The sequence below is a fragment of the Peptoniphilus vaginalis genome (assembly GCF_900176605.1).
In the GTDB taxonomy this organism is placed as follows: Bacteria; Bacillota; Clostridia; order Tissierellales; family Peptoniphilaceae; genus Peptoniphilus_A; species Peptoniphilus_A vaginalis.
The window spans coordinates 96,112-118,132 of sequence record NZ_FXLP01000004.1 but is presented as its reverse complement, the minus strand read 5'-3'; the positions used below and the strand labels follow the sequence as shown (position 1 = coordinate 118,132).

The 22,021-nt window shown below is 35.9% G+C and carries 24 protein-coding genes; 22 read left to right on the top strand and 2 right to left on the bottom strand.

Features of this window, described 5'->3' with window-relative positions:
• The first annotated feature begins 1 nt into the window (after position 1).
• Positions 2-733, top strand: a complete 732-nt coding sequence (locus CAN42_RS02010) for an amino acid ABC transporter ATP-binding protein (protein ID WP_085875327.1) — start codon at positions 2-4, stop codon at positions 731-733.
• A 181-nt stretch (positions 734-914) separates the two neighbouring features.
• Here the strand turns inward: CAN42_RS02010 and CAN42_RS02005 are convergent, their stop codons facing one another.
• Positions 915-1,904 carry a YeiH family protein gene (locus CAN42_RS02005; RefSeq protein ID WP_085875326.1) on the bottom strand — a complete coding sequence of 330 codons (990 nt, stop codon included), beginning with the start codon at positions 1,902-1,904 and terminating at the stop codon, positions 915-917.
• Between the two features lie 250 nt (positions 1,905-2,154).
• On the opposite strand from CAN42_RS02005, the gene metG reads away from it, so the two are divergent.
• The 18 genes from metG to CAN42_RS01915 all read left to right on the top strand — a co-directional run bounded on the left by metG (position 2,155) and on the right by CAN42_RS01915 (position 19,614).
• Positions 2,155-4,110: a methionine--tRNA ligase gene (metG, locus tag CAN42_RS02000; RefSeq protein WP_085875325.1), complete on the top strand. Its 1,956-nt coding sequence runs from the start codon at positions 2,155-2,157 to the stop codon at positions 4,108-4,110.
• An 8-nt stretch (positions 4,111-4,118) separates the two neighbouring features.
• Positions 4,119-4,883 carry a TatD family hydrolase gene (locus CAN42_RS01995; protein ID WP_085875324.1) on the top strand — a complete coding sequence of 255 codons (765 nt, stop codon included), beginning with the start codon at positions 4,119-4,121 and terminating at the stop codon, positions 4,881-4,883.
• A complete protein-coding gene (gene rnmV, locus CAN42_RS01990) occupies positions 4,880-5,431 on the top strand; it encodes a ribonuclease M5 (RefSeq protein WP_085875323.1) in 552 nt (183 codons plus the stop codon). The genes CAN42_RS01995 and rnmV overlap by 4 nt, the downstream gene beginning before the upstream one ends.
• On the top strand, positions 5,424-6,275 hold the full coding sequence (gene rsmA / locus CAN42_RS01985; RefSeq protein WP_085875322.1) for a 16S rRNA (adenine(1518)-N(6)/adenine(1519)-N(6))-dimethyltransferase RsmA: 852 nt from the start codon (positions 5,424-5,426) through the stop codon (positions 6,273-6,275). Before rnmV ends, rsmA begins: the two co-directional genes overlap by 8 nt.
• A 6-nt stretch (positions 6,276-6,281) precedes the next feature.
• Complete coding sequence (locus tag CAN42_RS01980) at positions 6,282-6,632, top strand: ArsR/SmtB family transcription factor (RefSeq protein ID WP_085875321.1); 351 nt, start codon at positions 6,282-6,284, stop codon at positions 6,630-6,632.
• Between the two features lie 125 nt (positions 6,633-6,757).
• Entirely contained in the window at positions 6,758-6,985 is a 228-nt protein-coding gene (locus CAN42_RS01975) for a glutaredoxin family protein (RefSeq protein ID WP_085875320.1), read from the top strand.
• Between the two features lie 75 nt (positions 6,986-7,060).
• A complete protein-coding gene (locus CAN42_RS01970; protein ID WP_085875319.1) occupies positions 7,061-7,288 on the top strand; it encodes a manganese efflux pump in 228 nt (75 codons plus the stop codon).
• Positions 7,289-8,132: 844 nt separating this feature from the next.
• A complete protein-coding gene (locus CAN42_RS01965; protein WP_062572302.1) occupies positions 8,133-8,447 on the top strand; it encodes an OadG family protein in 315 nt (104 codons plus the stop codon).
• A 42-nt stretch (positions 8,448-8,489) separates the two neighbouring features.
• Positions 8,490-8,906 carry a biotin/lipoyl-containing protein gene (locus CAN42_RS01960; protein WP_085875318.1) on the top strand — a complete coding sequence of 139 codons (417 nt, stop codon included), beginning with the start codon at positions 8,490-8,492 and terminating at the stop codon, positions 8,904-8,906.
• Positions 8,907-8,920: 14 nt separating this feature from the next.
• A complete protein-coding gene (locus CAN42_RS01955) occupies positions 8,921-10,057 on the top strand; it encodes a sodium ion-translocating decarboxylase subunit beta (RefSeq protein WP_062572304.1) in 1,137 nt (378 codons plus the stop codon).
• 72 nt (positions 10,058-10,129) lie between these two features.
• Positions 10,130-11,101, top strand: coding sequence for a glutaconate CoA-transferase subunit A (gene gctA / locus CAN42_RS01950; RefSeq protein WP_062572305.1), 972 nt, complete (start codon positions 10,130-10,132; stop codon positions 11,099-11,101).
• Complete coding sequence (gctB, locus tag CAN42_RS01945) at positions 11,101-11,898, top strand: glutaconate CoA-transferase subunit B (RefSeq protein ID WP_062572306.1); 798 nt, start codon at positions 11,101-11,103, stop codon at positions 11,896-11,898. The genes gctA and gctB overlap by 1 nt, the downstream gene beginning before the upstream one ends.
• A 13-nt stretch (positions 11,899-11,911) precedes the next feature.
• Positions 11,912-13,681, top strand: a complete 1,770-nt coding sequence (locus tag CAN42_RS01940; RefSeq protein WP_085875317.1) for an acyl-CoA carboxylase subunit beta — start codon at positions 11,912-11,914, stop codon at positions 13,679-13,681.
• Between the two features lie 248 nt (positions 13,682-13,929).
• The gene (locus CAN42_RS01935) at positions 13,930-14,748 is read left to right on the top strand and encodes an acyl-CoA dehydratase activase (RefSeq protein ID WP_085875316.1); all 819 of its coding nucleotides are present in this window, start codon (positions 13,930-13,932) and stop codon (positions 14,746-14,748) included.
• 20 nt (positions 14,749-14,768) lie between these two features.
• Entirely contained in the window at positions 14,769-16,091 is a 1,323-nt protein-coding gene (locus tag CAN42_RS01930) for a 2-hydroxyacyl-CoA dehydratase subunit D (RefSeq protein WP_085875315.1), read from the top strand.
• A gap of 12 nt (positions 16,092-16,103) precedes the next feature.
• Positions 16,104-17,252 (top strand): 2-hydroxyacyl-CoA dehydratase subunit D, encoded by a 1,149-nt coding sequence (locus tag CAN42_RS01925; protein ID WP_085875314.1) that lies wholly within the window; start codon positions 16,104-16,106, stop codon positions 17,250-17,252.
• 292 nt (positions 17,253-17,544) lie between these two features.
• Positions 17,545-18,597 (top strand): acyltransferase, encoded by a 1,053-nt coding sequence (locus CAN42_RS01920; RefSeq protein ID WP_085875313.1) that lies wholly within the window; start codon positions 17,545-17,547, stop codon positions 18,595-18,597.
• An 18-nt stretch (positions 18,598-18,615) separates the two neighbouring features.
• Positions 18,616-19,614: an ornithine cyclodeaminase family protein gene (locus CAN42_RS01915; RefSeq protein WP_085875312.1), complete on the top strand. Its 999-nt coding sequence runs from the start codon at positions 18,616-18,618 to the stop codon at positions 19,612-19,614.
• Positions 19,615-19,733: 119 nt separating this feature from the next.
• Here CAN42_RS01915 and CAN42_RS01910 read toward each other — a convergent pair whose 3' ends face one another.
• On the bottom strand, positions 19,734-20,327 hold the full coding sequence (locus CAN42_RS01910; RefSeq protein ID WP_085875311.1) for a leucine-rich repeat domain-containing protein: 594 nt from the start codon (positions 20,325-20,327) through the stop codon (positions 19,734-19,736).
• Between the two features lie 437 nt (positions 20,328-20,764).
• Here CAN42_RS01910 and CAN42_RS01905 point away from each other — a divergent pair, with 437 nt between their 5' ends.
• From CAN42_RS01905 to CAN42_RS01895, 3 genes are read left to right on the top strand one after another with little or no spacing between them, the layout of a single operon-like run.
• Positions 20,765-21,235, top strand: a complete 471-nt coding sequence (locus CAN42_RS01905; RefSeq protein ID WP_085875310.1) for a DUF2975 domain-containing protein — start codon at positions 20,765-20,767, stop codon at positions 21,233-21,235.
• Positions 21,236-21,243: 8 nt separating this feature from the next.
• Entirely contained in the window at positions 21,244-21,462 is a 219-nt protein-coding gene (locus CAN42_RS01900) for a helix-turn-helix domain-containing protein (RefSeq protein ID WP_085875309.1), read from the top strand.
• The gene (locus CAN42_RS01895; protein WP_085875748.1) at positions 21,455-21,931 is read left to right on the top strand and encodes a hypothetical protein; all 477 of its coding nucleotides are present in this window, start codon (positions 21,455-21,457) and stop codon (positions 21,929-21,931) included. Before CAN42_RS01900 ends, CAN42_RS01895 begins: the two co-directional genes overlap by 8 nt.
• Positions 21,932-22,021 lie beyond the last annotated feature (90 nt).

Sequence of the window (22,021 nt, the reverse complement as noted above, 5' to 3'; positions counted from 1 at the left end):
GATGGCCAATATTTTTGAAATAGAAAACTTGGAAAAAAGTTTTGGAGAAAATGAAGTTTTAAAGGGAATAAATTTTACAGTCCAAAAGGGCGAAGTTGTTTCAATAATTGGTTCATCTGGGTCAGGTAAGTCAACTCTTTTAAGGTGTATCAACCTCTTAGAGGAAGCAGACTCTGGTGAAATAAGATACCATGGAGAGAACATGTTAGAAGAAAAATCTTCTATTAATGATTACAGGACTAAGGTGGGAATGGTTTTTCAATCCTTTAACTTATTTAACAATATGACTGTTCTTGAAAACTGTGTAATAGGACAAGTTAAGGTCCTAAAGAGGTCTCGTGATGAGGCAGTTAAGATAGCAGACAAGTTCCTTGAAAAAGTTGGAATGTATCCCTTCAGGGACGCAAGGCCAATGTCCCTATCTGGTGGACAAAAGCAAAGGGTGGCAATAGCAAGATCACTTGCCATGAACCCAGAAGTTCTACTTTTTGATGAACCAACATCAGCTCTTGACCCAGAGATGGTTAAGGAAGTCCTAAATGTTATGAGGGACTTGGCAGAAGAAGGTCTTACAATGCTTGTTGTAACTCACGAGATGGGCTTTGCAAGAGACGTATCCAACAGGGTTCTATTTATGGACAAGGGAGTCATAGCAGAAGACGAAGACTCAAAAGAATTTTTCACAAATCCAAAGACACAAAGGGCAAAGGAATTCTTGTCCATGGTTTTATAAAAATGAGGCTCGAGAGGGCCTTTATTTTTTTGACTTTTTATTGCCTTATTGTTTGCATTAAAAAATTTTGAAAGTCTAATAGTTTTTAATTTTTAATAAATACTTAGTCGTAGAAAAAATTCACAAAAAAATAGCAGCCAATCAATGACTGCTATCTTACATACTATTAACTTATAAAGTCTTACCAAATATTGAGTAGGTGTTGCATAAACAAGCTGACAAAAATAATTCCTATCCAGCAAAGGGCTCCTTCGATGATTGCCTTGCCACCTTGAGAAATTAATTTTTTGATATCAGTGTTAAGACCAATTGCTGACATTGCCATGATAATAAAGAACTTTGACAAGAACTTCATTGATGACAAGAAGGCGTCAGGTAGTGGAAGGAAAGTTGTGATAATTGATGCAAGAAGGAAGAACAAAATAAAAGTTGGGAAAGTTTTTAGGACGCTAACCTTTTCAGTGCTTTCCTTTGATTTGATGATGCCAAGTCCAAGAGTGATTGGGATAATGGCAAGAGTTCTTGTTAGCTTAACAATTGTTGCGTAGTTAAGAGCTGTGTCGTCATTAAACATTGTGGACCAAGTTCCACTTGCAGCAACAACAGAAGATGTATCATTTATGGCAGTACCTGCCCACATGCCGAAGCCTGTGTGAGTCATGCCAAGCTTAACCCCAAGAGTTGGGAAGATAATAGCTGCGATGATGTTAAACAAAAATATAACAGAAATTGAAGTCGCAACATCTTCGTCCTTTGCATTAATAACAGGTGCAGTTGCAGCAATAGCAGATCCACCACAAATTGATGAGCCAACACCAACAAGAGTTGCAATGTTGGTATCAATCTTAAGAATTTTTGCAACAACAAAGGAAATAATTAAGGCAGTAGAAATTGTTGAGAGAATAATTAGAAGTGATGACTGACCAACAACAATTATTTCACTAAGGTTTAGTCCAAAGCCCAAAAGAATTACAGCGTATTGCAAAACTTTCTTAGATGTGAATTTAATTCCAGCTTCAAAGGACTCAGGTCTTTTAAAATTATTTAAAATGATTCCAAGTAGGATACCAAAGACTGGTCCACCAACAAGTGGGAAGCTCTTGCCCAAGAAGTAGGCAACAAGACCAATAAGGCCAGAGAAGATTAGGCCCTTAAGTATGTTTTTATTCATAAAAACCTCCTGATTAAAATTTATTTATAAAAAATTTATGAAACAATTATCTATTATACAACAAGATAGAAATTTTATCAGAAAAATTTATTATTTATAGCTAAGTGGAAGTTGATAAATTAGAGGGTGAAATTGATTTTATGATCTTATTCAGTTATAATTATTTTAATATATGTAGAAATTTATCGGAATATTGACAGATTATGCCAAGGCCTTATCCCAGTGGATTGGGTTTTTTTATGGAGGTTTTATGAGTAATAAAAAATTTTATGTTACAACGCCAATTTACTATCCAAGTGATAATCTTCACATTGGTCACACTTATTGTACTGTGGCAGTTGATTGCGTTAAGAGATTTAAGACAATGCAAGGCTATGATGTTTTCTTTACTACTGGTACTGATGAACACGGTCAAAAGATAGAAGATAAGGCTAAGGAATTTGGCATGGAGCCAAAGGCTTATGTTGATGGAATTGTTAAGAACATCAAAAAGCTTTGGTCAATTATGGATATTGATTACGATTATTTTGTTAGGTCAACTGATGAGGACCACGAAAGGGACGTCCAAGAAATTTTCCAAAAACTTTATGACAAGGGTGACATCTACAAGGGTGAATACAAGGGCTACTATTGTAAGCCTTGTGAGTCTTTCTGGACTGAAGCACAACTAGAAGAGGGTCACACTTGTCCTGACTGTGGCAGACCAACTGAACTTACTAACGAAGAGTCTTACTTCTTTAGACTTTCTAAATACAAGGACAAGCTTTTAAAATATTATGAAGACCACCCAGAGTTTATTGAGCCAGCCTTTAGAAAAAATGAAATGGTTAAAAACTTCTTTGAAGGAGAAGGTGGACTTGAAGACCTTTCTGTTTCAAGATCAACTTTTGACTGGGGAGTCAAGGTTCCCTTTGATCCAAAACACGTTGTCTACGTTTGGATTGATGCATTAACTTGCTACTTAACTGCAATTGGATATGGAACTGATAAAGAAAAATTCAACGACTATTGGCCAGCTGGTGTCCACTTTGTTGGAAAGGAAATCATTAGATTCCACGTTATAATTTGGCCAGCAATTTTAATGGCTCTTGACCTACCTCTACCTGATAAGGTGTTTGGTCACGGCTGGATCTTATTTGACAATGACAAGATGAGTAAGTCTAAGGGAAATGTTATTTATCCTGAACCAATAATAAAGCTTTACGGAGTTGATGCTCTTAAGTACTTCCTACTTCGTGAATTCTCCTTTGGTTCTGATGGATCCTTTAATATAGAAAAGTTTATGCAAAGACTTAACTCTGACTTGGCTAATGACCTTGGCAACCTTCTTTCAAGGACTGTTTCTATGATTGGCAAGTACAACGACGGAGTAATCAAAGATATGGGCGTAAGAGAAGAAGTTGATGATGATTTAGAAAATCTTGCAGTGTCTGTTGTAGATAATGTTGAAAAAGCAATGGAACACTATGAATTTTCCGTTGCCCTAGAAGCAATTTGGAAGCTAATCAGAAGAACTAACAAGTATGTTGACGAAACTGAACCTTGGAAGCTTGCAAAAGATGAGGACAAGAAGGACAGACTAAATACTGTTTTATATAACTTGGCAGAAAGTTTGAGAATTGTTTCTGTTTTAATTTATCCTTTCATTAAGGAAACTTCTTTAAAGATTAGGGAACAACTTGGTCTTGATGAAAAAGTGAACTGGGATGATTCAAGAGTATTTGGTCTACTTCCTGATGACACTAGGGTTAAAAAGGGAGAGGTTATCTTCCCAAGACTTGATATCGAAGCTGAAACCGAAAGATTTAATGAAGAAAACACAGCCCTATTAGAGTCAAGAATTATGAAGGAAAAGAAGGAAGAAAAAGAGGATGTAAAAGAAGAAGTTACTATAGATGATTTTGACAAACTTGATATAAGGGTAGCTGAAGTTCTTGATGTAGAAGACCATCCAAAGGCTGACAAACTTTTTGTATTAAAATTAAAAGTTGGCGATATGCAAAGACAAGTTGTATCTGGCATCAAGGACCACTACAAGAAAGAAGATTTAATTGGCAAGAAGGTATTAATGATTGTAAACTTAAAACCAATTAAGTTAAGAGGAGTTGAATCCAAGGGAATGGTTCTTGCAGCAGAAGATGATGAAAAGAACCTAAGCCTTGCATCAATTTTAGCCGACCTTAAATCAGGAGCAAGAGTTAGATAGGAGATAAGATGATAGATTCACATGTCCACCTAGATGACCCTGCCTTCGATGAAGACAGAGAAAGCCTAATCAAGAGCCTAGGTGATAATGGAATAGAACTTGTAATAAATAACTCTTCTGACCTTCCATCATCTGAGAGGTCAGTGGAGCTTGCAAATAAATACGAAAATATTTATGCAGCCATTGGGGTCCACCCTCATGAGGCAAAGACCTACAATGACCAGGTGGAAGAAAGATTAATTGAACTTTCAAAAAATGAAAAAGTAATGGCTATTGGAGAAATTGGATTAGATTACTACTACGACAACTCTCCAAGAGATGTCCAAAAGGAAGTCTTTAAAAGGCAAATTGAACTTGCAGCAAGACTTGGCAAGAATATTGTCATCCACTCTCGTGATGCGGTGAAGGATACCTTTGACATCTTAAAAGAGGCCCACGAAAAATATGAATTCACAGCCTTGATCCACTGCTTCTCTCAATCAGTTGAGATGATGGAAGAGTATGTGAAGATGGGGGACTACATTGCCCTTGGTGGTGCGGTTACTTTTAAAAATGCCAAGACTCCAAAAGCAGTTGCAAAGAAGGTGCCCCTTGATAGGCTCTTACTTGAGACAGACTGCCCTTATATGACACCTGTTCCCTACAGGGGAAAGAGGAATGAGCCAAAGCTTGTAAAGTTTGTCTGCCAATACATTGCAGACCTAAGGCAAATTGATCCAGAAGAAGTGGAAAAAATAACGGCAGAAAATACAAAGAGGTTTTTTGGAATATGAAGATGACAATTAAAGAAGTAATTGTCGCAGAGGGTCGTGACGATGAGATTGCCATTAAAAAGGCGGTTGATACAGAAATTATTACCACTCACGGCTTTGCTTTCGGAAGAAAATTAATAAATCTCTTAAAGGAAATGGACAAGAAGAAGGGAATAATAATTTTCACAGACTCTGACTATGTTGGATCACAAATTAGGAAGAGAATTGCAGATGAAATTCCCACTGCCAAGCATGCCTACCTTTCTCAAAGGGTTTCCACAAAACATGGGGACATTGGAGTAGAGAATGCTTCGCCGGAAGAAATTCTAAAGGCACTAAAGGCTGCTAGGGCAACAAAGACAGAAAAGTCAACAGAGTTTACAATGGCTGACTTAATAAAAAATGGCCTAGTGAATTCTGATGATGCAAGCAGAAGACGTGAGATGCTTTCTGAAATCCTAAAGATAGGATATGGAAATGGAAAAAAGACTCTAAGCAAATTAAATTCCTTTGGCATAAGAAGGGAAGAATTTGAAGAGGCTATGAAGGAAGTGAACTCCCATAGATAGATTATATAAACCCAGCAAACTTTCAGAAATTCTTTCCAAGTATGGCTTTAGATTTACAAAGTCTCTGGGACAAAACTTTTTAATAGATGGAAATATAGTTAGAAAAATTGCTGATGCAGCAGAAATAAGTGAAGATGACAATATCCTAGAGATTGGTCCAGGCGTTGGAACCATGACAGAGGAGTTGGCACTAAGGGCTAAGAAGGTCCTAGCAGTCGAGATAGATGAAAAATTAAGAGACCTTCACAAGGAAACCTTAAATATAGAAAATGTAAAAGTTATCTATGGTGACTTCCTTGAACTTGACCTTGAAAAAATTGCTGAAGAAGAATTTGGTGACGAGGGCTTTAAGGTTGTTGCAAACCTACCCTATTATGTGACCACACCTATTATAGAAAAGTTACTTTTATCAAAGGTAAATTTAGTTTCTATAACTGTAATGGTACAAAAGGAAGTTGCAAAGAGGCTAGCAGCTCAACCTGGCAACAAGGACTATGGATCTCTTTCGGTCTTTATAAATTATTACACAGACTGCAAGTATAAGTTCCAAGTTCCTAGCTCAGTATTTATGCCAAAGCCTAATGTTGATTCAGCAGTTGTAAACTTAAAAATGAAGGAAAGAGAAGACCTTGACACAGACTTCTTATTTAAAATAGTGAGGGCAGCCTTTACTACAAGGAGAAAGACCTTGTTAAATTCTTTTTCCAACTCAAGACTTCCCTATAGTAAGGACGATATCAAAAGAGCCCTTGAGCTTAGTGGAATTGATGAAGGAAGAAGGGCAGAGACCCTTAGCCTGGAAGAGTTTATTATCTTAAGTGTAAACTTTAAAAGTGTGGGGTAAGGAATTATGAAAATAAACTTAATCGACGATATACCTGAAAAGGTTCAAGAAGATATATCAAATTTTAATGGAAGAGAAAACTTAATAGAAAACTTATCCCAAATATTTAAGACCCTATCGGACCCAACAAGGATAAAAATAATTTACGCCTTGATGAATGGACCCCTATGTGTGTCTGATATTTCAGAACTACTGGGTATGAGTCAATCATCAATATCTCACCAACTTGCCCTACTTAGGTCCCAAAACCTAATTAAGGTAAAAAGACGTGGGAGAAGGGCCTACTATTCTCTTGACGATGATCACGTCCTTTGCATCTTTAAGGACGGACTTGAACACGCTGAACATAAGTTATAGATTTAAATAAAAATTTATATATTTATAATAGAAGGAATTTTTATTTATATAGAAGAAAGCTCAAAAGGTTTGATTTTATAAAGGACCTTGGAGTATAATGAAAAAAATAGTTAGGAGGAATGAATATGAGTAAAGTAACAGTATATACAAGTAATACTTGCCCTTATTGTACAATGGCAAAAGACTATCTTAAGGATAAGGAAGTTGCCTTTGAAGAAAAGAATGTGCAAACAGATAAAGAAGCAAGACAAGAATTAATGGCTATGGGATACACAGGAGTTCCTGTAATTTGTGTTGACGACCAACAAATCGTTGGTTTCGACAAGGCAAGATTAGAAGAATTGCTTAAATAATTTTTAAAATAAGACAAAGATAGATGCTATAGGGCATCTATTTTTTTGTGACGAGTGAATGATTGGTGAGTGAAGATGAATTTAATATGGGTATTCTTAGTTGGAGTTGGTCTTTCCTTGGATGCTTTTGCAGCAGCAATTTGTAAGGGACTTACAACTTTTGGGATTTCCTTTTTTGGAGTTCAAGTTGGGAAGTTCTTTGGTCTTGCCTTAAAGGACAAGGCGCAAGTTACAGGTGGAGTAATTTTAATTTTCTTGGGGACAAAGATTTTACTGGAACACCTTGGCATACTTGTCCTATGAATTTGAAAATAAAATTATAATAGTAGATAAAATTTAATAAAAACTTATGACTTCCGAGTTTAGCTTGGGAGTTTTTTATTGAAGTTGTAAGAACTTATAAACTTGGAGCCTTTAATTATGTCTTAAATATTTATGAACGTACAAAAAACTTATAAGCTTACAAATTTTTATGAAGTCCTACTTGCTTATAACTTTATAGAAGTTTATAAAGTCACAAATATTTACAAACCTGTAGCATTTCATAAAGTCGTAAATACTTACAAGCTTGCAAATTTTTATAGGTCTATATAATCTTAGGACTTTTTCGTAAATTACAAGTTAGTAGGCTTTCGATGAATAGATGAAGCTATTATGAAAAAGTTTTTATAAAATTTTGATCTACTTAATTGAATGTTTTTTAGAATAGTATAGGGAATATTGATTTTATTAAAAAATTTCACTTTTAAAAATATGTAAGAAGAAGGGAAATAAAATAAGCTTACAAAAAGTTAGGATAAGTTAAATATTTAGTAAAAAGGAAAGGATAAAAAATTTGATTTTTCATTTAGTCAAAGATTTTGCCCAGAAAATAAATTTTTAGATAAAAATAAATCATAATTAAATCTTTTTTTAACAAATGTAATCAATAACTAAAAATACTTAAAATTTGTTTAACTGATAAATTTTTCTAAAAAGGGTTTCCTTTATTTTACTCACTTTTTAATGTATAATTGATTTGCAAAAGATTTTGATTAATTGATGATACATAGAGTTTTTTAATTGAATTAATTATAGGTCTTTGTTATAATATTCTTAAAAGCTGGAATGGATTCCGTAATATGAAATTACTTGGGGAGGTGTGATAATGTTAGGAGATGTTAGTCTTACCCTTGGGCAAGCCTTTGGCGTAGCGTTGACAGGTTTATCTGTAGTATTCTTAGCCCTTATTTCTTTATTAATAGCAATTGTTATTATTACTAAGATAGTAGGAGGCATTCAAGGTAAGGAAGACTCAGGAAAAGCAAGTCAAGGAGCTCAAAAAGCTGCACCAAAAGCAGCAAAACCAGTTGACAATTCAATGGACCCTGCACAATTAGCAGCTATAGTTGGAGCAATCAGCATGGAAGAAAGATCGAGAGTTGAAAGTTTTAGAATCGTATCTATAAACGAAAAGAAATAAATTATTTTAGGTTATTCTATTATTTATGAAAAGGAGAAATTAATGAAATATCAAGTTAAAGTAGATGGAAAAGTTTTTGAAGTAGAAGTTGAAAAAGTTGGTGGAGGATATGCATCACTTACACCAGGTTCACTAACAGCAGCACCTGTTGCACCAGCAGCACCAGCTCCAGCAGCAGCACCTGTTGCACCAGCAGCACCAGCTCCTGCGGCAGCACCAGCTCCAGCAGCAGCACCTGCAGCAGGCGGAGCAGGAGATGTAGTAGCACCAATGCCAGGAACTGTTCTTAAGATTAATGTTAACAATGGAGATACAGTAGCAGCAGGAGATGTAATTCTTATTCTTGAAGCTATGAAGATGGAAAATGAAATCGTAGCTCCTTGTGCAGGTAAAGTAACACTTAAAGTAACAGCTGGAGAAACAGTAGATACTGACGCAGTACTAGCAAGTGTTCAATAATAGGAGGTCGGAACATGTTATTAGAAACATTACAGGGGATTCTTGGTGAATCGGGATTTGCAGCATTACAGTGGCAAAATGTGGTAATGTTTATCGTATCCTTCATTCTTATTTATCTAGCGATTAAAAAAGAATTCGAACCACTATTATTACTTCCAATTGCTTTTGGTATGCTTTTAAGAAACTTACCATTAGCAGGCTTAATGGACGTGGCTGACCCATGGCAATCATCTGGTGTACTAGCAATTATGTATAATGGTGTTAAGTCTAACTTATTCCCATGTCTAATCTTCATGGGTGTAGGAGCAATGACTGACTTTGGTCCACTTATTGCTAATCCAATTTCACTATTACTTGGTTCAGCAGCTCAATTTGGTATTTATGTTGCCTTTATCGTAGCTATTAAGCTTGGATTTACTGGACCAGAAGCAGCATCAATTGGTATTATCGGTGGAGCAGATGGCCCAACAGCTATCTTTACAACATCACAATTAGCACCACACCTACTAGCACCAATCGCAGTAGCAGCTTACTCATATATGGCGCTTATCCCTATGATTCAACCGCCAATTATGAAGGTTCTTACTACTAAAAAAGAAAGAGAAACAGTAATGACTTCTCTTAGAAAAGTAACTAAACTAGAAAAAGTAATTTTCCCAGTTGTAGTAGTACTTTTCACATCACTACTTCTACCAGACGTAGCACCACTTCTTGGTATGCTAATGCTTGGTAACCTATTTAAGGAATCAGGAGTAGTAGCTAGATTATCTGACACTGTACAAAATGCTCTTATGAATATTGTTACTATCATGCTTGGTACAACAGTTGGAGCAACAGCAGACGGATCAACTTTCCTACAACCAGCAACTTTAAAGATTATAGTTCTTGGACTTATGGCATTTTGCTTTGCAACAGCAGGCGGTGTTATTTTTGGAAAAATTTTATATATTGTAACTGGTGGAAAAATTAATCCACTAATTGGATCAGCTGGGGTATCAGCTGTACCAATGGCAGCGCGTGTTTCACAAGTTGAAGGTAGAAAATACAATCCTACTAACTTCTTACTAATGCACGCAATGGGACCTAACGTTGCGGGAGTTATTGGCTCAGCCGTAGCAGCAGGTGTATTTTTAATTCTATTTAGTCATTAATTCATTCAGCTCCATCGTGAGCTGAATATTTATACAATCAAGTTATATATGGAACAATAAGGAGGTTTTAACTTGAGTAAAGTAATGAATCTTAAAGACGCCATAGCAAAATATGTTGAAGATGGCGATGTAATATCTCTTGGGGGATTTACAACAAACAGAAAGCCTTACGCAGCAGTAAACGAAATCTTACGTCAAGGACAAAAAGATTTTATAGTTGAAGCAGGACCTGCAGGGGGAGACTGGGACACACTAATTGGAGCTGGCAGAGTAAAAGCATACATAAATTGCTACACTGCTAACTCAGGATATACAAACGTATCAAGAAGATTTAGAGCAGCAGTTGAAAAGGGAGAACTTCTAATGGAAGACTACTCTCAAGACGTTGAAATGCAAAGAATTCACGCAGCTGCACTTGGCCTTCCATACCTACCAGTTAGACTTATGATGGGTTCAAGTTTAGTAGACGAATGGGGAATTTCTAAGGAAGAAAGAGAAAAAATCGACAAACTTCCAAATGACAAATTCATCTATGTTGAAAACCCATTCAAAAAAGGCGAAAAATTAGTTGCAGCACCAGTTCCAGAAATTGATACTGCAATCATTCACGTACAAATGGCTTCTCCAGATGGAACTACAAGAATTCTTGGAAACACATTCCACGATGTTGATATTGCAATCGCAGCAAGAAAAGTTATCGTAACTTGTGAAGAACTTGTAAGTGACGAATACATTAAGAGCTTCGACGCTGACGAAAATAAGATTCCAGGATTCTGTGTTGACGCAGTAGTTCACGCACCATTTGGAGCTCACCCTTCACAATGTTACAAATACTACGACTATGATGCTGATTTCTATAAGATGTACAATGTTAAATCAAAGACAGAAGAAGATTTCAATGCATTCTTAGACGAATGGGTGTACGGAGTTGAAGATCACAATGCATACCTTAATAAGCTAGGAGCAACTAGAGTAATTGGACTTAAGAATGTTCCAGGATTTGGATACGCAACAGACGTACTAAAGAAGGGAGAAGAAAAATAATGGCTAGATACGATAACTATACTAATAAGGAAATGCAAGCAGTTACAATTGCAAGACAAATTAAAGATGGTCAAATCGCAATTGTAGGTACAGGACTACCACTAATTGGTGCTTCTCTTGCAAAGGCAGTTTACGCTCCTAACTGTTATCTAATTGTAGAATCAGGACTTATGGACTGTGACCCAATCGAAGTTCCAAGATCAGTTGGTGACAACAGATTTATGGCACACTGTGGTGTTCACTGGACAAACGCAACATACGTTGGATTCCAAGCTAACGAATGGAGACATGACAAAAAGAGAATGATCGCATTTATCGGTGGAGCTCAAATCGACCCATACGGAAATGTTAACTCTACAGTAATCGGTGACTACCATCACCCTAAGACAAGATTTACAGGATCTGGTGGAGCTAACGGTATTGCAACTTACGTAAATACAATTATCATGATGCAACACGAAAAGAGAAGATTTATAGATAAAGTTGACTATATCACTTCTCCAGGTTGGATCGATGGCCCTGGTGGAAGAACTAGAGTAGGTATTCCTGAAAATGTTGGACCACAAATGGTTGTAACTGATAAGGGTATCTTAAAATTTGATGAAGACACTAAGAGAATGTATCTTGCAGGATACTATCCATCTTCATCTCCAGAAGATGTACTTGAAAACACTGGATTTGACATTGACGTATCTCGTGCAGTTGAACTTGAAGCACCAGACGAAAATGTAATCAGACTTATTAGAGAAGAAATAGACCCAGGCGAAGCTTTCATTAAGAAGCCTGTTGAAGAATAATATAGGAGGACAAATGGCTCAATATTCACTTGGTTCATATTTCCAGAATATGAAGACAATTGGTAAACCTTTAAAAGCTGTAGACGAAGAAAACTTCAAAAAACTTAGAGAAATTGAAGAAGAAATTCAAGAATTTGCTGAAAAGGCTCTTGCCGCTGGTAAACCAGATGAAAAAGTAAATGAACGTGGAGAAATGACAGCACTTCAAAGAATTGCTGATCTTATCGACGAAGGTACATGGTGCCCACTAAACACAATTTACAATCCTGGTGATAATGATCACGGAACTACAGGTGTCATAAAGGGACTTGCTAAAGTTGACGACAGATGGGTTTACATTGTTGCCAGCGATAACAAGAAACTTGCAGGTGCTTGGATTGCAGGACAAGCTGATGATCTTCTTAGAGCATCAGATACTGCTGAAAGACTTAGAATACCACTAGTTTATATTCTAAACTGTTCTGGGGTTAAGCTTGACGAACAAGAAAAAGTTTATCCAAACAGACGTGGTGGTGGTACTCCATTCTACAGAAACTCTAGACTTAACCAATGTGGAGTTCCTGTAATTGTTGGTATCTATGGTACTAACCCAGCAGGTGGTGGATACCACTCAATTTCACCTACAATTATTATTGCTCACAAAGATGCAAATATGGCTGTTGGTGGAGCTGGAATCCTTGGCGGTATGAATCCTAAGGGTTATATCGACGAAGAAGGAGCTAACCAAATTGCAGATCAAACTGCAAACGCTAAGAAAACAACTCCTCCAGGATCAGTTGGCGTTCACTTTGCACAAACTGGTTTTATGAGAGAAGTATATGTTGAAGAAGAAGGCGTTCTTGAAGGAATTAGAAAGTACCTTTCAATGCTTCCAAAATTCCAAAGAGAGTTCTTCAGAGTAGACGATCCAAAGAATCCTTTATTCGATCCTAACGACATGTACTCAATAATCCCACAAAATGGTAAAAAAGCATATGACGTTTATGATGTAATTTCAAGACTATTTGATGGTTCTGAATTTATGGAATACAAAAAGGGATACGGAAGAGAAATGGTAACTGGACTTGCAAAAGTTAACGGACTTTTAGTTGGTGTTGTAGCTAACGTTCAAGGTCTATTAATGGGTTATCCAGAATACTACAATGATCCAAAACACATCTCTATAGGTGGAAAACTTTATAGACAAGGTCTAATAAAGATGAATGAATTCGTAACACTTTGTGCTAGAGACAGACTTCCTATCATCTGGCTACAAGATACTACTGGTATCGACGTAGGTGATGATGCAGAAAAAGCAGAATTACTAGGACTTGGTCAATCACTTATTTATTCAATCCAAAACTCTGATCTTCCACAAATGGAAATTACAATGAGAAAGGGTACTGCAGCAGCTCACTATGTACTTGGTGGACCTCAAGGAAATGATACTAATGCATTCTCACTTGGTTCTGCAGCAACTGAAATCAACGTAATGAATGGAGAAACAGCAGCTACAGCAATGTACTCTAGAAGACTTGCAAAGGATAAGAAGGCTGGAAAAGATCTTCAACCTACAATAGATAAGATGAACGATTTGATTCAAGACTATGCTGAAAAATCAAAACCATTCTCTTGTGCTAAGTATGGTCTAGTAGACGAAATAGTAAACATGAATCTATGGAGAAATTACATCATCGCTTTCACTGAAAGTGCTTACCAAGATCCAAAATCTATTTGTCCAGTTCACCAAATGCTTACTCCAAGAGTAATTAGAGATTACGATAGACTAAATAATATTAAATAATATTAAAAAATATAAAAATATGACAATTTATTGGATAATCTCAAAAGGATTATCCAATATTTTTGCATATTACAATAAACCTTACTATAAGTAAATAATAATATTTTAAACTTATAAATAGTAAAGTCTCAAGTCCATGAAAACCTGATATTTTCAACTTCTTAGCGACTAGGTTTTTTGACAAAGATACATAAGTATAGTAGAATTAAGAAGAGTAAGATATTAATGTTAAATAAAGAGGAGATTGTATGGCAGAAGCTATTTATACAATGGGCGTCGATATTGGTTCGACAGCCTCAAAGAGTATTATTTTAAAAGATGGCAAGGAAATTATTTCAAGCTCTTGTATAGATGTAGGAGCTGGAACTAGTGGACCATCAAGAACTATTAAAGAAACTCTAGAAAATGCCAACTTGACAAGAGAAGATATTTCCTATGTTCTGGCTACTGGATACGGCAGAACTTCATTAGAAGAAGCTGACTTCCAAATGTCTGAACTTTCTTGTCACGCTAAGGGTGCATACTTCTTATTCCCAAATGTTCGCACAATCATTGATATTGGGGGACAAGATGCCAAGGCTCTAAAAATTGGAGACAATGGTATGCTTGAAAACTTCGTTATGAATGACAAGTGTGCAGCTGGTACTGGAAGATTCTTAGATGTTATCGCAAAGGTTCTTGAAGTAGATGTTTCTAAACTAGAAGAGTTAGACGAACTGTCTACTAAAGACGTTAGTATTTCTTCTACTTGTACAGTTTTCGCTGAATCAGAAGTTATTTCGCAACTTGCAAGTGGATCGAAGATTGAAGATATAGTTAAGGGGATTCACAAATCAATCGCCGCAAGAGTTGGTTCTCTTGCAAAGAGGGTTGGTTTAAATGATGACATAGTATTCACAGGTGGTGTTGCTTTAAATAAGGGTATGGTAAGAGCCCTTGAAGAAAACACAGGTCACAAGATCTACACTTCACCTTTATGTCAACTAAATGGTGCTCTTGGAGCAGCACTATTTGGATATCAAAAATGTAAATTAGAAAAATTAAAAGAAAAAAAGGCTAATGCATAATTTATTTTAGGAGGTAAACTATGGCTGAAACAATTCAAAAAATACCTGGTAAAAAACCAAGACCAATCGAAGGAAATATTCCTGCAGCTCAAGCATTAAGAAATGTAGTAGATAGAGTTTACGGAGCAGCATGGGATGCAAAAAAAAGAGGAGAATTAGTTGGATGGTCATCATCTAAATTCCCTATCGAACTTGCAAAGGCATTTGGACTACACGCTGTATATCCAGAAAATCACGCAGCTACAACTGCAGCTAAAAAAGACGGTTTAAGACTTTGCCAAACAGCTGAAGATATGGGATACGACAACGATATTTGTGGTTACGCAAGAATTTCACTTGCTTACGCAGCTGGAGAACCAACTGACTCAAGAAAGATGCCACAACCAGACTTCGTACTTTGCTGTAACAACATCTGTAACATGATGACTAAATGGTATGAAAACATCGCAAGAATGCACGATATTCCAATGATTATGGTTGACATTCCATTCCAAAACACAGTTAATGTACCTGAAGAAAAAGTTGATTACTTAATGGGCCAATTCGAATATGCTATTCACCAACTTGAAAAACTTACTGGTAAGAAGTTTGATGAAAAGAAATTCGAAGAAGCTTGTAAAATTGCAAATAGAACTGCTGCTGCATGGTTAAAGGCTTGTTCATACATGGCTTACCAACCATCTCCACTTTCTGGTTTTGACCTATTTAACCACATGGCAGACATCGTTGCTGCAAGATGTGAAATTGATGCAGCTGAAGGTTTTGAACTTCTAGCAGCTGAATACGAACAATCAGTTAAAGAAGGAACTTCTACATGGGAATACCCAGAAGAACACAGAATCCTATTTGAAGGTATCCCTTGCTGGCCAGGACTTAGACACTTATTTGAACCATTAAAACAAAATGGCGTTAACGTAACTGCAGTAGTATATGCACCTGCTTTTGGTTTCCAATACACAACTGTTAGAGAAATGGCTGCAGCTTATTGTAAAGCACCTTGTTCAGTATGTATCGAAGATGGTGTTGAATGGAGAGAAACAATGGCTAAAGAAAACGGAGTTTCTGGAGCACTTGTTAACTACAACAGATCATGTAAACCATGGTCAGGAGCAATGCCTGAAATCGAAAGAAGATGGAGAGAAGACCTTGATATTCCAGTAGTTCACTTTGACGGTGACCAAGCTGACGAAAGAAACTTCTCTGAAGAACAATACAAGACAAGAGTTCAAGGTTTAGTGGAAATTATGAACGAAAGAAAGGCAGATAGAATTGCTAAGGGCGAAGATATCTACACTAACTTTGAAAACACTAAAGAAACTGACTGGTCTAAGGCTACAATTTAATAGGGGTGCAAAATGACTGATATAAAAGAATTATTAAAAGAATTTAAACATATAGCAGAAAATGGAAGAGAACAAATCGACAAGTACCTTGCAGAAGGTAAGAAAGTAGTTGGTGTTTTCCCTTACTACGCACCTGAAGAAATAATCTATGCAGGTGGACTTGTTCCATACGGAGTTTGGGGAGGACAAGGCGCAATTGATAAGGCTAAAGAATATTTCCCAACATTTTACTACTCACTAGCACTTAGATGTCTAGAAATGGGTCTTGACGGATCACTTGACGGACTTAGCGCATCAATGATAACAACACTTGATGATACACTAAGACCATTCTCTCAAAACTACAAAGTTTCTGTTGGTAGAAAGATTCCAATGGTATTCTTAAACCATGCACAACACAGAAAAGAAGACTTTGGTAAAAAATATAACGCTACAATTTTCAAACAAGCTGCTGAAAGACTTGAAGAAATTTGTGACGTTAAGATTACTGACGAAAACCTTAAGAAGGCTTTCGAAGTTTACAACGAAAACAGAGCTCTTAAGAGAGAATTTGTTAAACTATGTGGAGACTATTCACAAACTATTAAGGCATCAGACAGAAGTCACGTTCTTAAGGCATCACACCACATGCTAAAAGACGAACACAACAAGATGTTAAAAGAACTTATTGAAGCACTTAAGGCTATGCCAAAAGAAGAATGCAAGGGACCAAGAGTAGTAACTTCTGGTGTTATCACTGACAACCCTGCACTTCTTGAAGTACTTGACGAATTCAACATCTGTGTAGTTGCAGATGATGTTGCAAGTGAATCAAGAGGATTCAAGGTTGACGTTGATACTTCAATTGAAGATCCATACATGGCACTTGCTGATCAATTTGCAAGAATGGACGAAGATCCAATTCTTTACGATCCAGACATTTGGAAGAGACCAAAATATGTTGTTGACCTAGCAGTTGATAACGATGCTGATGGATGTCTAGTATTTATGATGACATTCAATGACACAGAAGAAATGGAATATCCATCATTAAAACAAGCTTACGAAAAAGCTGGTATTCCACTAATCAAACTTGGTTATGACCAACAAATGACTGACTTCGGTCAAGCTAAGACTCAACTTGAAACATTTGAAGAAATGGTTCAACTTAATAGAATGTAATAAAATAAATTTTTAAGGCGTCGAGAGATCGGCGTCTTTTTGTTTGTCTTTCTTTTTTGATAAAATTTTTACAAGCTAGGGAGATAGAAGAGTTTAAGAAGAGCGAGTAGTGCAAGTAGTGCAAGAAGTAGAATAAGTCCAACGAGTCAAACAAGTCCAATAAGTCTAATTAAATTAAAAAAAATTTACAAAGACCTTTGAATAAGTGTAATGATAAAAATCTTTATAGTCTTTCATTGTAAAGGGCGGCCTTTATGATAAAATTAAATTAAAATTATTTGAGGAGTTAGGTATGAAAGAGTCCACGAGAGATTATAAGATAGACTTAATAAAATTTTTTGCAATAATAGCAACTATTGCCATCCACGTCCTTGCACCTGGGTCAGCCTCCGACATGGGGACTATGACTTGGAAATATTTTTTGTTTGCAGGGTCCTTCTTTAGGTTTTGCGTCCCAGCCTTCTGCATGGCAAGTGGTTATCTTCTATACACGAGAGGTGAGATATCCTATGAGAAAGTTGCAAGACAGGTTGTAAAGTTTTTCATTTACTTTATTTTGGCAGAAATGTTTTACAGGAGTTTGTCCTGCCTTTCTACAATCTTCCACTACCATAAGCCACTTGACCTTGGTGCCATGGCAGCCGACGTCTTAGATGGGAACTTTAAAAACCACCTCTACTATATTTTTATAATAATTTTTATCTATATTTTTGCTCCCCTTGGAAATTTTCTTGTGAAGAATGAAGAGGGGCAATTAAAATACATCTTGGGAATTTGGATTATAATTTCTCTTACAATAAATTTTGCAATAACAGTGTTTAATATAAGGATTTTTAAGATCCTAAAGTTTTATGAACTTAGCGGGGCATACAACTATGTAATGTTTGCCCTTTTGGGAGGATATTTTAAAAAGTATAAGTCCAAAATTCTTGACAGGAAGACAAGTTTTTATGTTTTAATCTTTATCACATCCTATATCCTCTTGGTCCTAAGTGTAATTAAGATGAGTGGAGAAGGCTTAAACCTCTACGTCTGGGAAGGCAACAACATTTTGATTTTTGGTCTGGCTTATTCACTTTTTGGCTTGTGTATGAAGGCTAAAATCGAAAGTCAAAAGCTAAAGACTTTTCTAAGGATAGTTTCTGAAAATATTTTTGTGATTTTTATAATTCACTTGGTTTTCTTGGACTTTTTGGGCATCTGTGGGTTAACTTATATAAACTTTGCTGGCTTAAGTAAGGTCTTAGTTAGTATCCTAGAAATTTTGGGGATTTTTATTATTTCACTAATTACTTCAATAATACTTAGGTCTATAAAAAAGATCTTAAATTTGAAAATTTTGTAAGAGAGAAGGAAGGGAAAAATGGAAATATTAATTTTAAGAGAAGAAGATATTTTAAAGGCAGTTGACATAAAAGACATAATTGAGGCAGATAAGGAAGCCCTAAAAAATTATAGCGATGGAGGGTCTGACATACCTCTAAGGACTGTAATTGATGTAGATAAAGACTCATCAAGCACTGCGATTTTTATGCCAGGCTACATCAAGGACAAGAATGCCCTTGGCATGAAGATAATCGACATATATCCAGAAAATATTGAGAGGGGTCTTGTTACATCTCCATCAACAATGATTTTAATTGACAGGGAAAATGGATTTGTAAAGGCAATCCTTGATGGGACAATCCTTACAAGACTGAGGACTGGATCAGCTTCAGGGGCAGCTACAGAGGTCCTAGCCAATGAAGATGCAAAATCTTTTCTATTAATAGGAACTGGTGGCCAAGCTGGAACTCAACTTGAGGCAGTCCTTGCAGTAAGAGACATAGAAGAAGCCTACGTTTATGATGTGAACTACGAGAGGGCAGAGGTCTTTGCAAGAGAGATGGATGAAAAGTTAAAAAAATATGGGACAAAAATACTTGCAATTAAGGAACTTGATGAAGTTCTAGGAGAGGTGGACATAATAACCACTGTGACCACTTCTAAGAAGCCTGTTTTTGATGGCAATAAGGTGAAGAAGGGTATTCATGTTAACAGCGTTGGGTCCTATACACCTGATATGCAAGAAACTCCTCCAGATCTCTTAGTGAGGGCTGATAAGATCTTCACTGATACTAATGAAGGTGTTATTGAAGAGGCAGGGGATGTTATAATTCCAATGAAAGAAGGAAAACTTACAAAAGAGAAAGTTGCTCACGAACTTGGCAACCTCCTACTTGGAAGAGAAGTGGGAAGAGAGTCCAAGGAAGAAATAACTTGGTTCAAGACTGTAGGCTTTGCAGGTCTAGACCTTGTGGCAGGAGAAAAGATTTACCAGCTTGCCAAGGAAAAGGGAATAGGCACAAAAATAGAAATGTAAAAAAATAACTGTTGCTTTAAACATTTTAGCTTTAAGCAGCAGTTTTTTTGTGAACTAATTTGTACTTGAAAAAAGGAAATAAAAAACTGTTGCCCCAAAGCAACAGTTTATAATAAATATTAAGCTTCTTTAACAACAGTGTTTTCTTCGAAAGCTCTGCGGTCAAGTTTTTCCATACCAGCTGGAACTTTAACTTCATGAATGTTATTCTTTCTGAATGCATACATGTCGACTTCTTTAATGTTCTTAGGTAAGTTAACTTCTGTAAGATTGTTCTTGTAGAAAGCACTTACACCAATGAATTCAAGTGTATCAGGAAAAGCAATTTCACCAATTTGGTTTAGTGAGAAAGCATTGTCACCGATAAATTCAACTTTTTCTGGTAACTTAACGTCAGTTAATTTGTTTCTGTAGAAAGCGTAAGCGTCAATCTTCTTAACTGAGTCAGGTATTTCTACTTCAGTAAGGTTATTAACACCAAAAGCTTCGTATTGGATTACTTCTACAGTATCAGGAATTACAACAGAGTTAAGTTTTCTTCTAAAGAAGCATTGTTCTCCAATTACTCTAATCTTTGTTCCGTCAGGTCCTTCAGTAGGCACTACCATATCAAATAATTCTTCATTTTTGATTTTGTCTTTGCCCTTTCTTGTCATTCCCTTTAAAACATCGCCGTCAAAAATAAAATCATCAAACTCCCAAGGTTTTTCCATAATATGTACGTCCTCCCCCTAATTAAAATTTTTCTTATCTATATTATAACATAAGGACCAAAAATTATAAAGGAAGCTTGTTAATTAGGCGAAGTATGAACACTTTTTATGATCAGAAAAATCTTTTTTACTAATAGTTTATTTATATAGAATTTTGTTACTATATTTAAAAACTTTGTCCAAGAAAAGAGATTCTTTCTTAAGAATAATAAAAAGGATTTCACAAATCTTAAATTTTGAATTAATTATAGGGATTGAATAATTAAAAATTTTTGGGAGTTTATGTCGGGGTTATAAAATAGAAGAATTTAGATAAAAAATTGAAAGTGAGTTGATAAATTTAATGTAAAAGATAAATTATTCATTGATAAACAATAAATAATTATTGAAAAACATAAAAATACTTATTATAATAAAGGAAAAGAAAGGAGCTTATTATGAAATCTTTTAGAGTTAAATTTATTGGAGGACTTTTGATCCTTGCTATTTTTATCTTAACTTGCGGACTCTATGGAGTTTATAAATTTTCTAAGTTAGTGGCGGGAATCTACCCAATGTTTATGAATATGCAGTATCCCATGATGGTCTTGTGTAATGCCATGGTCTTGGGACTTATACTTGCCCTAGTCTTTGGACTCTTGGCATTAAAAAATTATGGGGAGGACAGAGTTTTTGAGAGGAAGACCCTTTTTAATCTTCAAGTTGTTGCCCTATCCTTTATAGGAATTTTTTTCTTGTCTATCCTCGCCATCCTTTACACCAACTTCAACCTTGACGGGTCCATAACAAATTTAATTTTTGTTGGGGTAGGTCTTGTGTCCATGCTTGTGGGACAAATTTTTCTTCTCTTGTGCGACCTCATCAAGGAAGGCATAGACTTGAAAGAAGAAAATGATCTTACGATTTGAGGTGGACCATGGGAAAAATAATTGTTGATTTAGACGTTGAACTTGCAAAGAACAAGATGACTTTGACAGAATTGTCTGAGGAAGTTGGCATAAGCCTTTCAAATCTTTCTATCTTAAAGACCAATAAGGCAAAGGCTGTAAGATTTTCTACACTTTCAGAAATCTGTAGGGTCCTAGACTGTCAAGTTGGTGATATTTTACGCTACGAGGGTGATGAAGATGACTGATAAAAAATTTAAAAAAATTTTAATTACAATGTTTATAATTTTTCTTGCCGCTATACCCCTTTTATATTTCTTGTCTGACCCAAGAGACCAGGCAGTGAAGGAAGTGGAAAATGAATTTGGGATAAGACTTCCCAAGTCTGTGAAGAGGGAAAGGGAACTCTATAAGGAGCCAAGCTTTCATGGAGATGGGGAAGCTGCAATTTTATTCTCTTTTGACAAGGAAGACCTTGGGGAAATTAAAAATGAATTAAAGGCTTACGAGATTACAGATGTAAATAAAAAATCTCAAGTTGAAACTTGCCTTTTGGAAGTTAAGAAGAGAGGATTTGAAACTTCGCTTGATATGAATAACGAAATTTATTTTAAAGCAACTTCTGAAAATATTTTTGAAGGAATGTATGGAAATTTCGTTGCCCTAGTACTTGATGAGGACAAGGGAGAAATTTTATTTTTAGAATGGGATACTTAAAGTAAAATTGATAAAGAAAATCAATTAGAAATTTTTAAAAAAGGACTCGCAAAGAGTCTTTTTTTAGTGAAAGAAATCAGAGAGCTTTCT

Bases quoted from the DNA above. Each gene is read 5' to 3' on its own strand.
- CAN42_RS01955 (WP_062572304.1), top strand. From the start codon at position 8,921: ATGTTATTAGAAACATTACAGGGGATTCTTGGTGAATCGGGATTTGCA.
- CAN42_RS01995 (WP_085875324.1), top strand. From the start codon at position 4,119: ATGATAGATTCACATGTCCACCTAGATGACCCTGCCTTCGATGAAGAC.
- CAN42_RS01935 (WP_085875316.1), top strand. From the start codon at position 13,930: ATGGCAGAAGCTATTTATACAATGGGCGTCGATATTGGTTCGACAGCC.
- CAN42_RS01895 (WP_085875748.1), top strand. From the start codon at position 21,455: ATGACTGATAAAAAATTTAAAAAAATTTTAATTACAATGTTTATAATT.
- rnmV (WP_085875323.1), top strand. From the start codon at position 4,880: ATGAAGATGACAATTAAAGAAGTAATTGTCGCAGAGGGTCGTGACGAT.
- CAN42_RS01940 (WP_085875317.1), top strand. From the start codon at position 11,912: ATGGCTCAATATTCACTTGGTTCATATTTCCAGAATATGAAGACAATT.
- CAN42_RS01965 (WP_062572302.1), top strand. From the start codon at position 8,133: ATGTTAGGAGATGTTAGTCTTACCCTTGGGCAAGCCTTTGGCGTAGCG.
- gctB (WP_062572306.1), top strand. From the start codon at position 11,101: ATGGCTAGATACGATAACTATACTAATAAGGAAATGCAAGCAGTTACA.
- CAN42_RS01920 (WP_085875313.1), top strand. From the start codon at position 17,545: ATGAAAGAGTCCACGAGAGATTATAAGATAGACTTAATAAAATTTTTT.
- CAN42_RS01980 (WP_085875321.1), top strand. From the start codon at position 6,282: ATGAAAATAAACTTAATCGACGATATACCTGAAAAGGTTCAAGAAGAT.
- CAN42_RS01960 (WP_085875318.1), top strand. From the start codon at position 8,490: ATGAAATATCAAGTTAAAGTAGATGGAAAAGTTTTTGAAGTAGAAGTT.
- CAN42_RS01905 (WP_085875310.1), top strand. From the start codon at position 20,765: ATGAAATCTTTTAGAGTTAAATTTATTGGAGGACTTTTGATCCTTGCT.
- CAN42_RS01925 (WP_085875314.1), top strand. From the start codon at position 16,104: ATGACTGATATAAAAGAATTATTAAAAGAATTTAAACATATAGCAGAA.
- metG (WP_085875325.1), top strand. From the start codon at position 2,155: ATGAGTAATAAAAAATTTTATGTTACAACGCCAATTTACTATCCAAGT.
- CAN42_RS01915 (WP_085875312.1), top strand. From the start codon at position 18,616: ATGGAAATATTAATTTTAAGAGAAGAAGATATTTTAAAGGCAGTTGAC.
- CAN42_RS02010 (WP_085875327.1), top strand. From the start codon at position 2: ATGGCCAATATTTTTGAAATAGAAAACTTGGAAAAAAGTTTTGGAGAA.
- CAN42_RS01910 (WP_085875311.1), bottom strand. From the start codon at position 20,327: ATGGAAAAACCTTGGGAGTTTGATGATTTTATTTTTGACGGCGATGTT.
- CAN42_RS01900 (WP_085875309.1), top strand. From the start codon at position 21,244: ATGGGAAAAATAATTGTTGATTTAGACGTTGAACTTGCAAAGAACAAG.
- CAN42_RS01930 (WP_085875315.1), top strand. From the start codon at position 14,769: ATGGCTGAAACAATTCAAAAAATACCTGGTAAAAAACCAAGACCAATC.
- CAN42_RS01970 (WP_085875319.1), top strand. From the start codon at position 7,061: ATGAATTTAATATGGGTATTCTTAGTTGGAGTTGGTCTTTCCTTGGAT.
- CAN42_RS01975 (WP_085875320.1), top strand. From the start codon at position 6,758: ATGAGTAAAGTAACAGTATATACAAGTAATACTTGCCCTTATTGTACA.
- CAN42_RS02005 (WP_085875326.1), bottom strand. From the start codon at position 1,904: ATGAATAAAAACATACTTAAGGGCCTAATCTTCTCTGGCCTTATTGGT.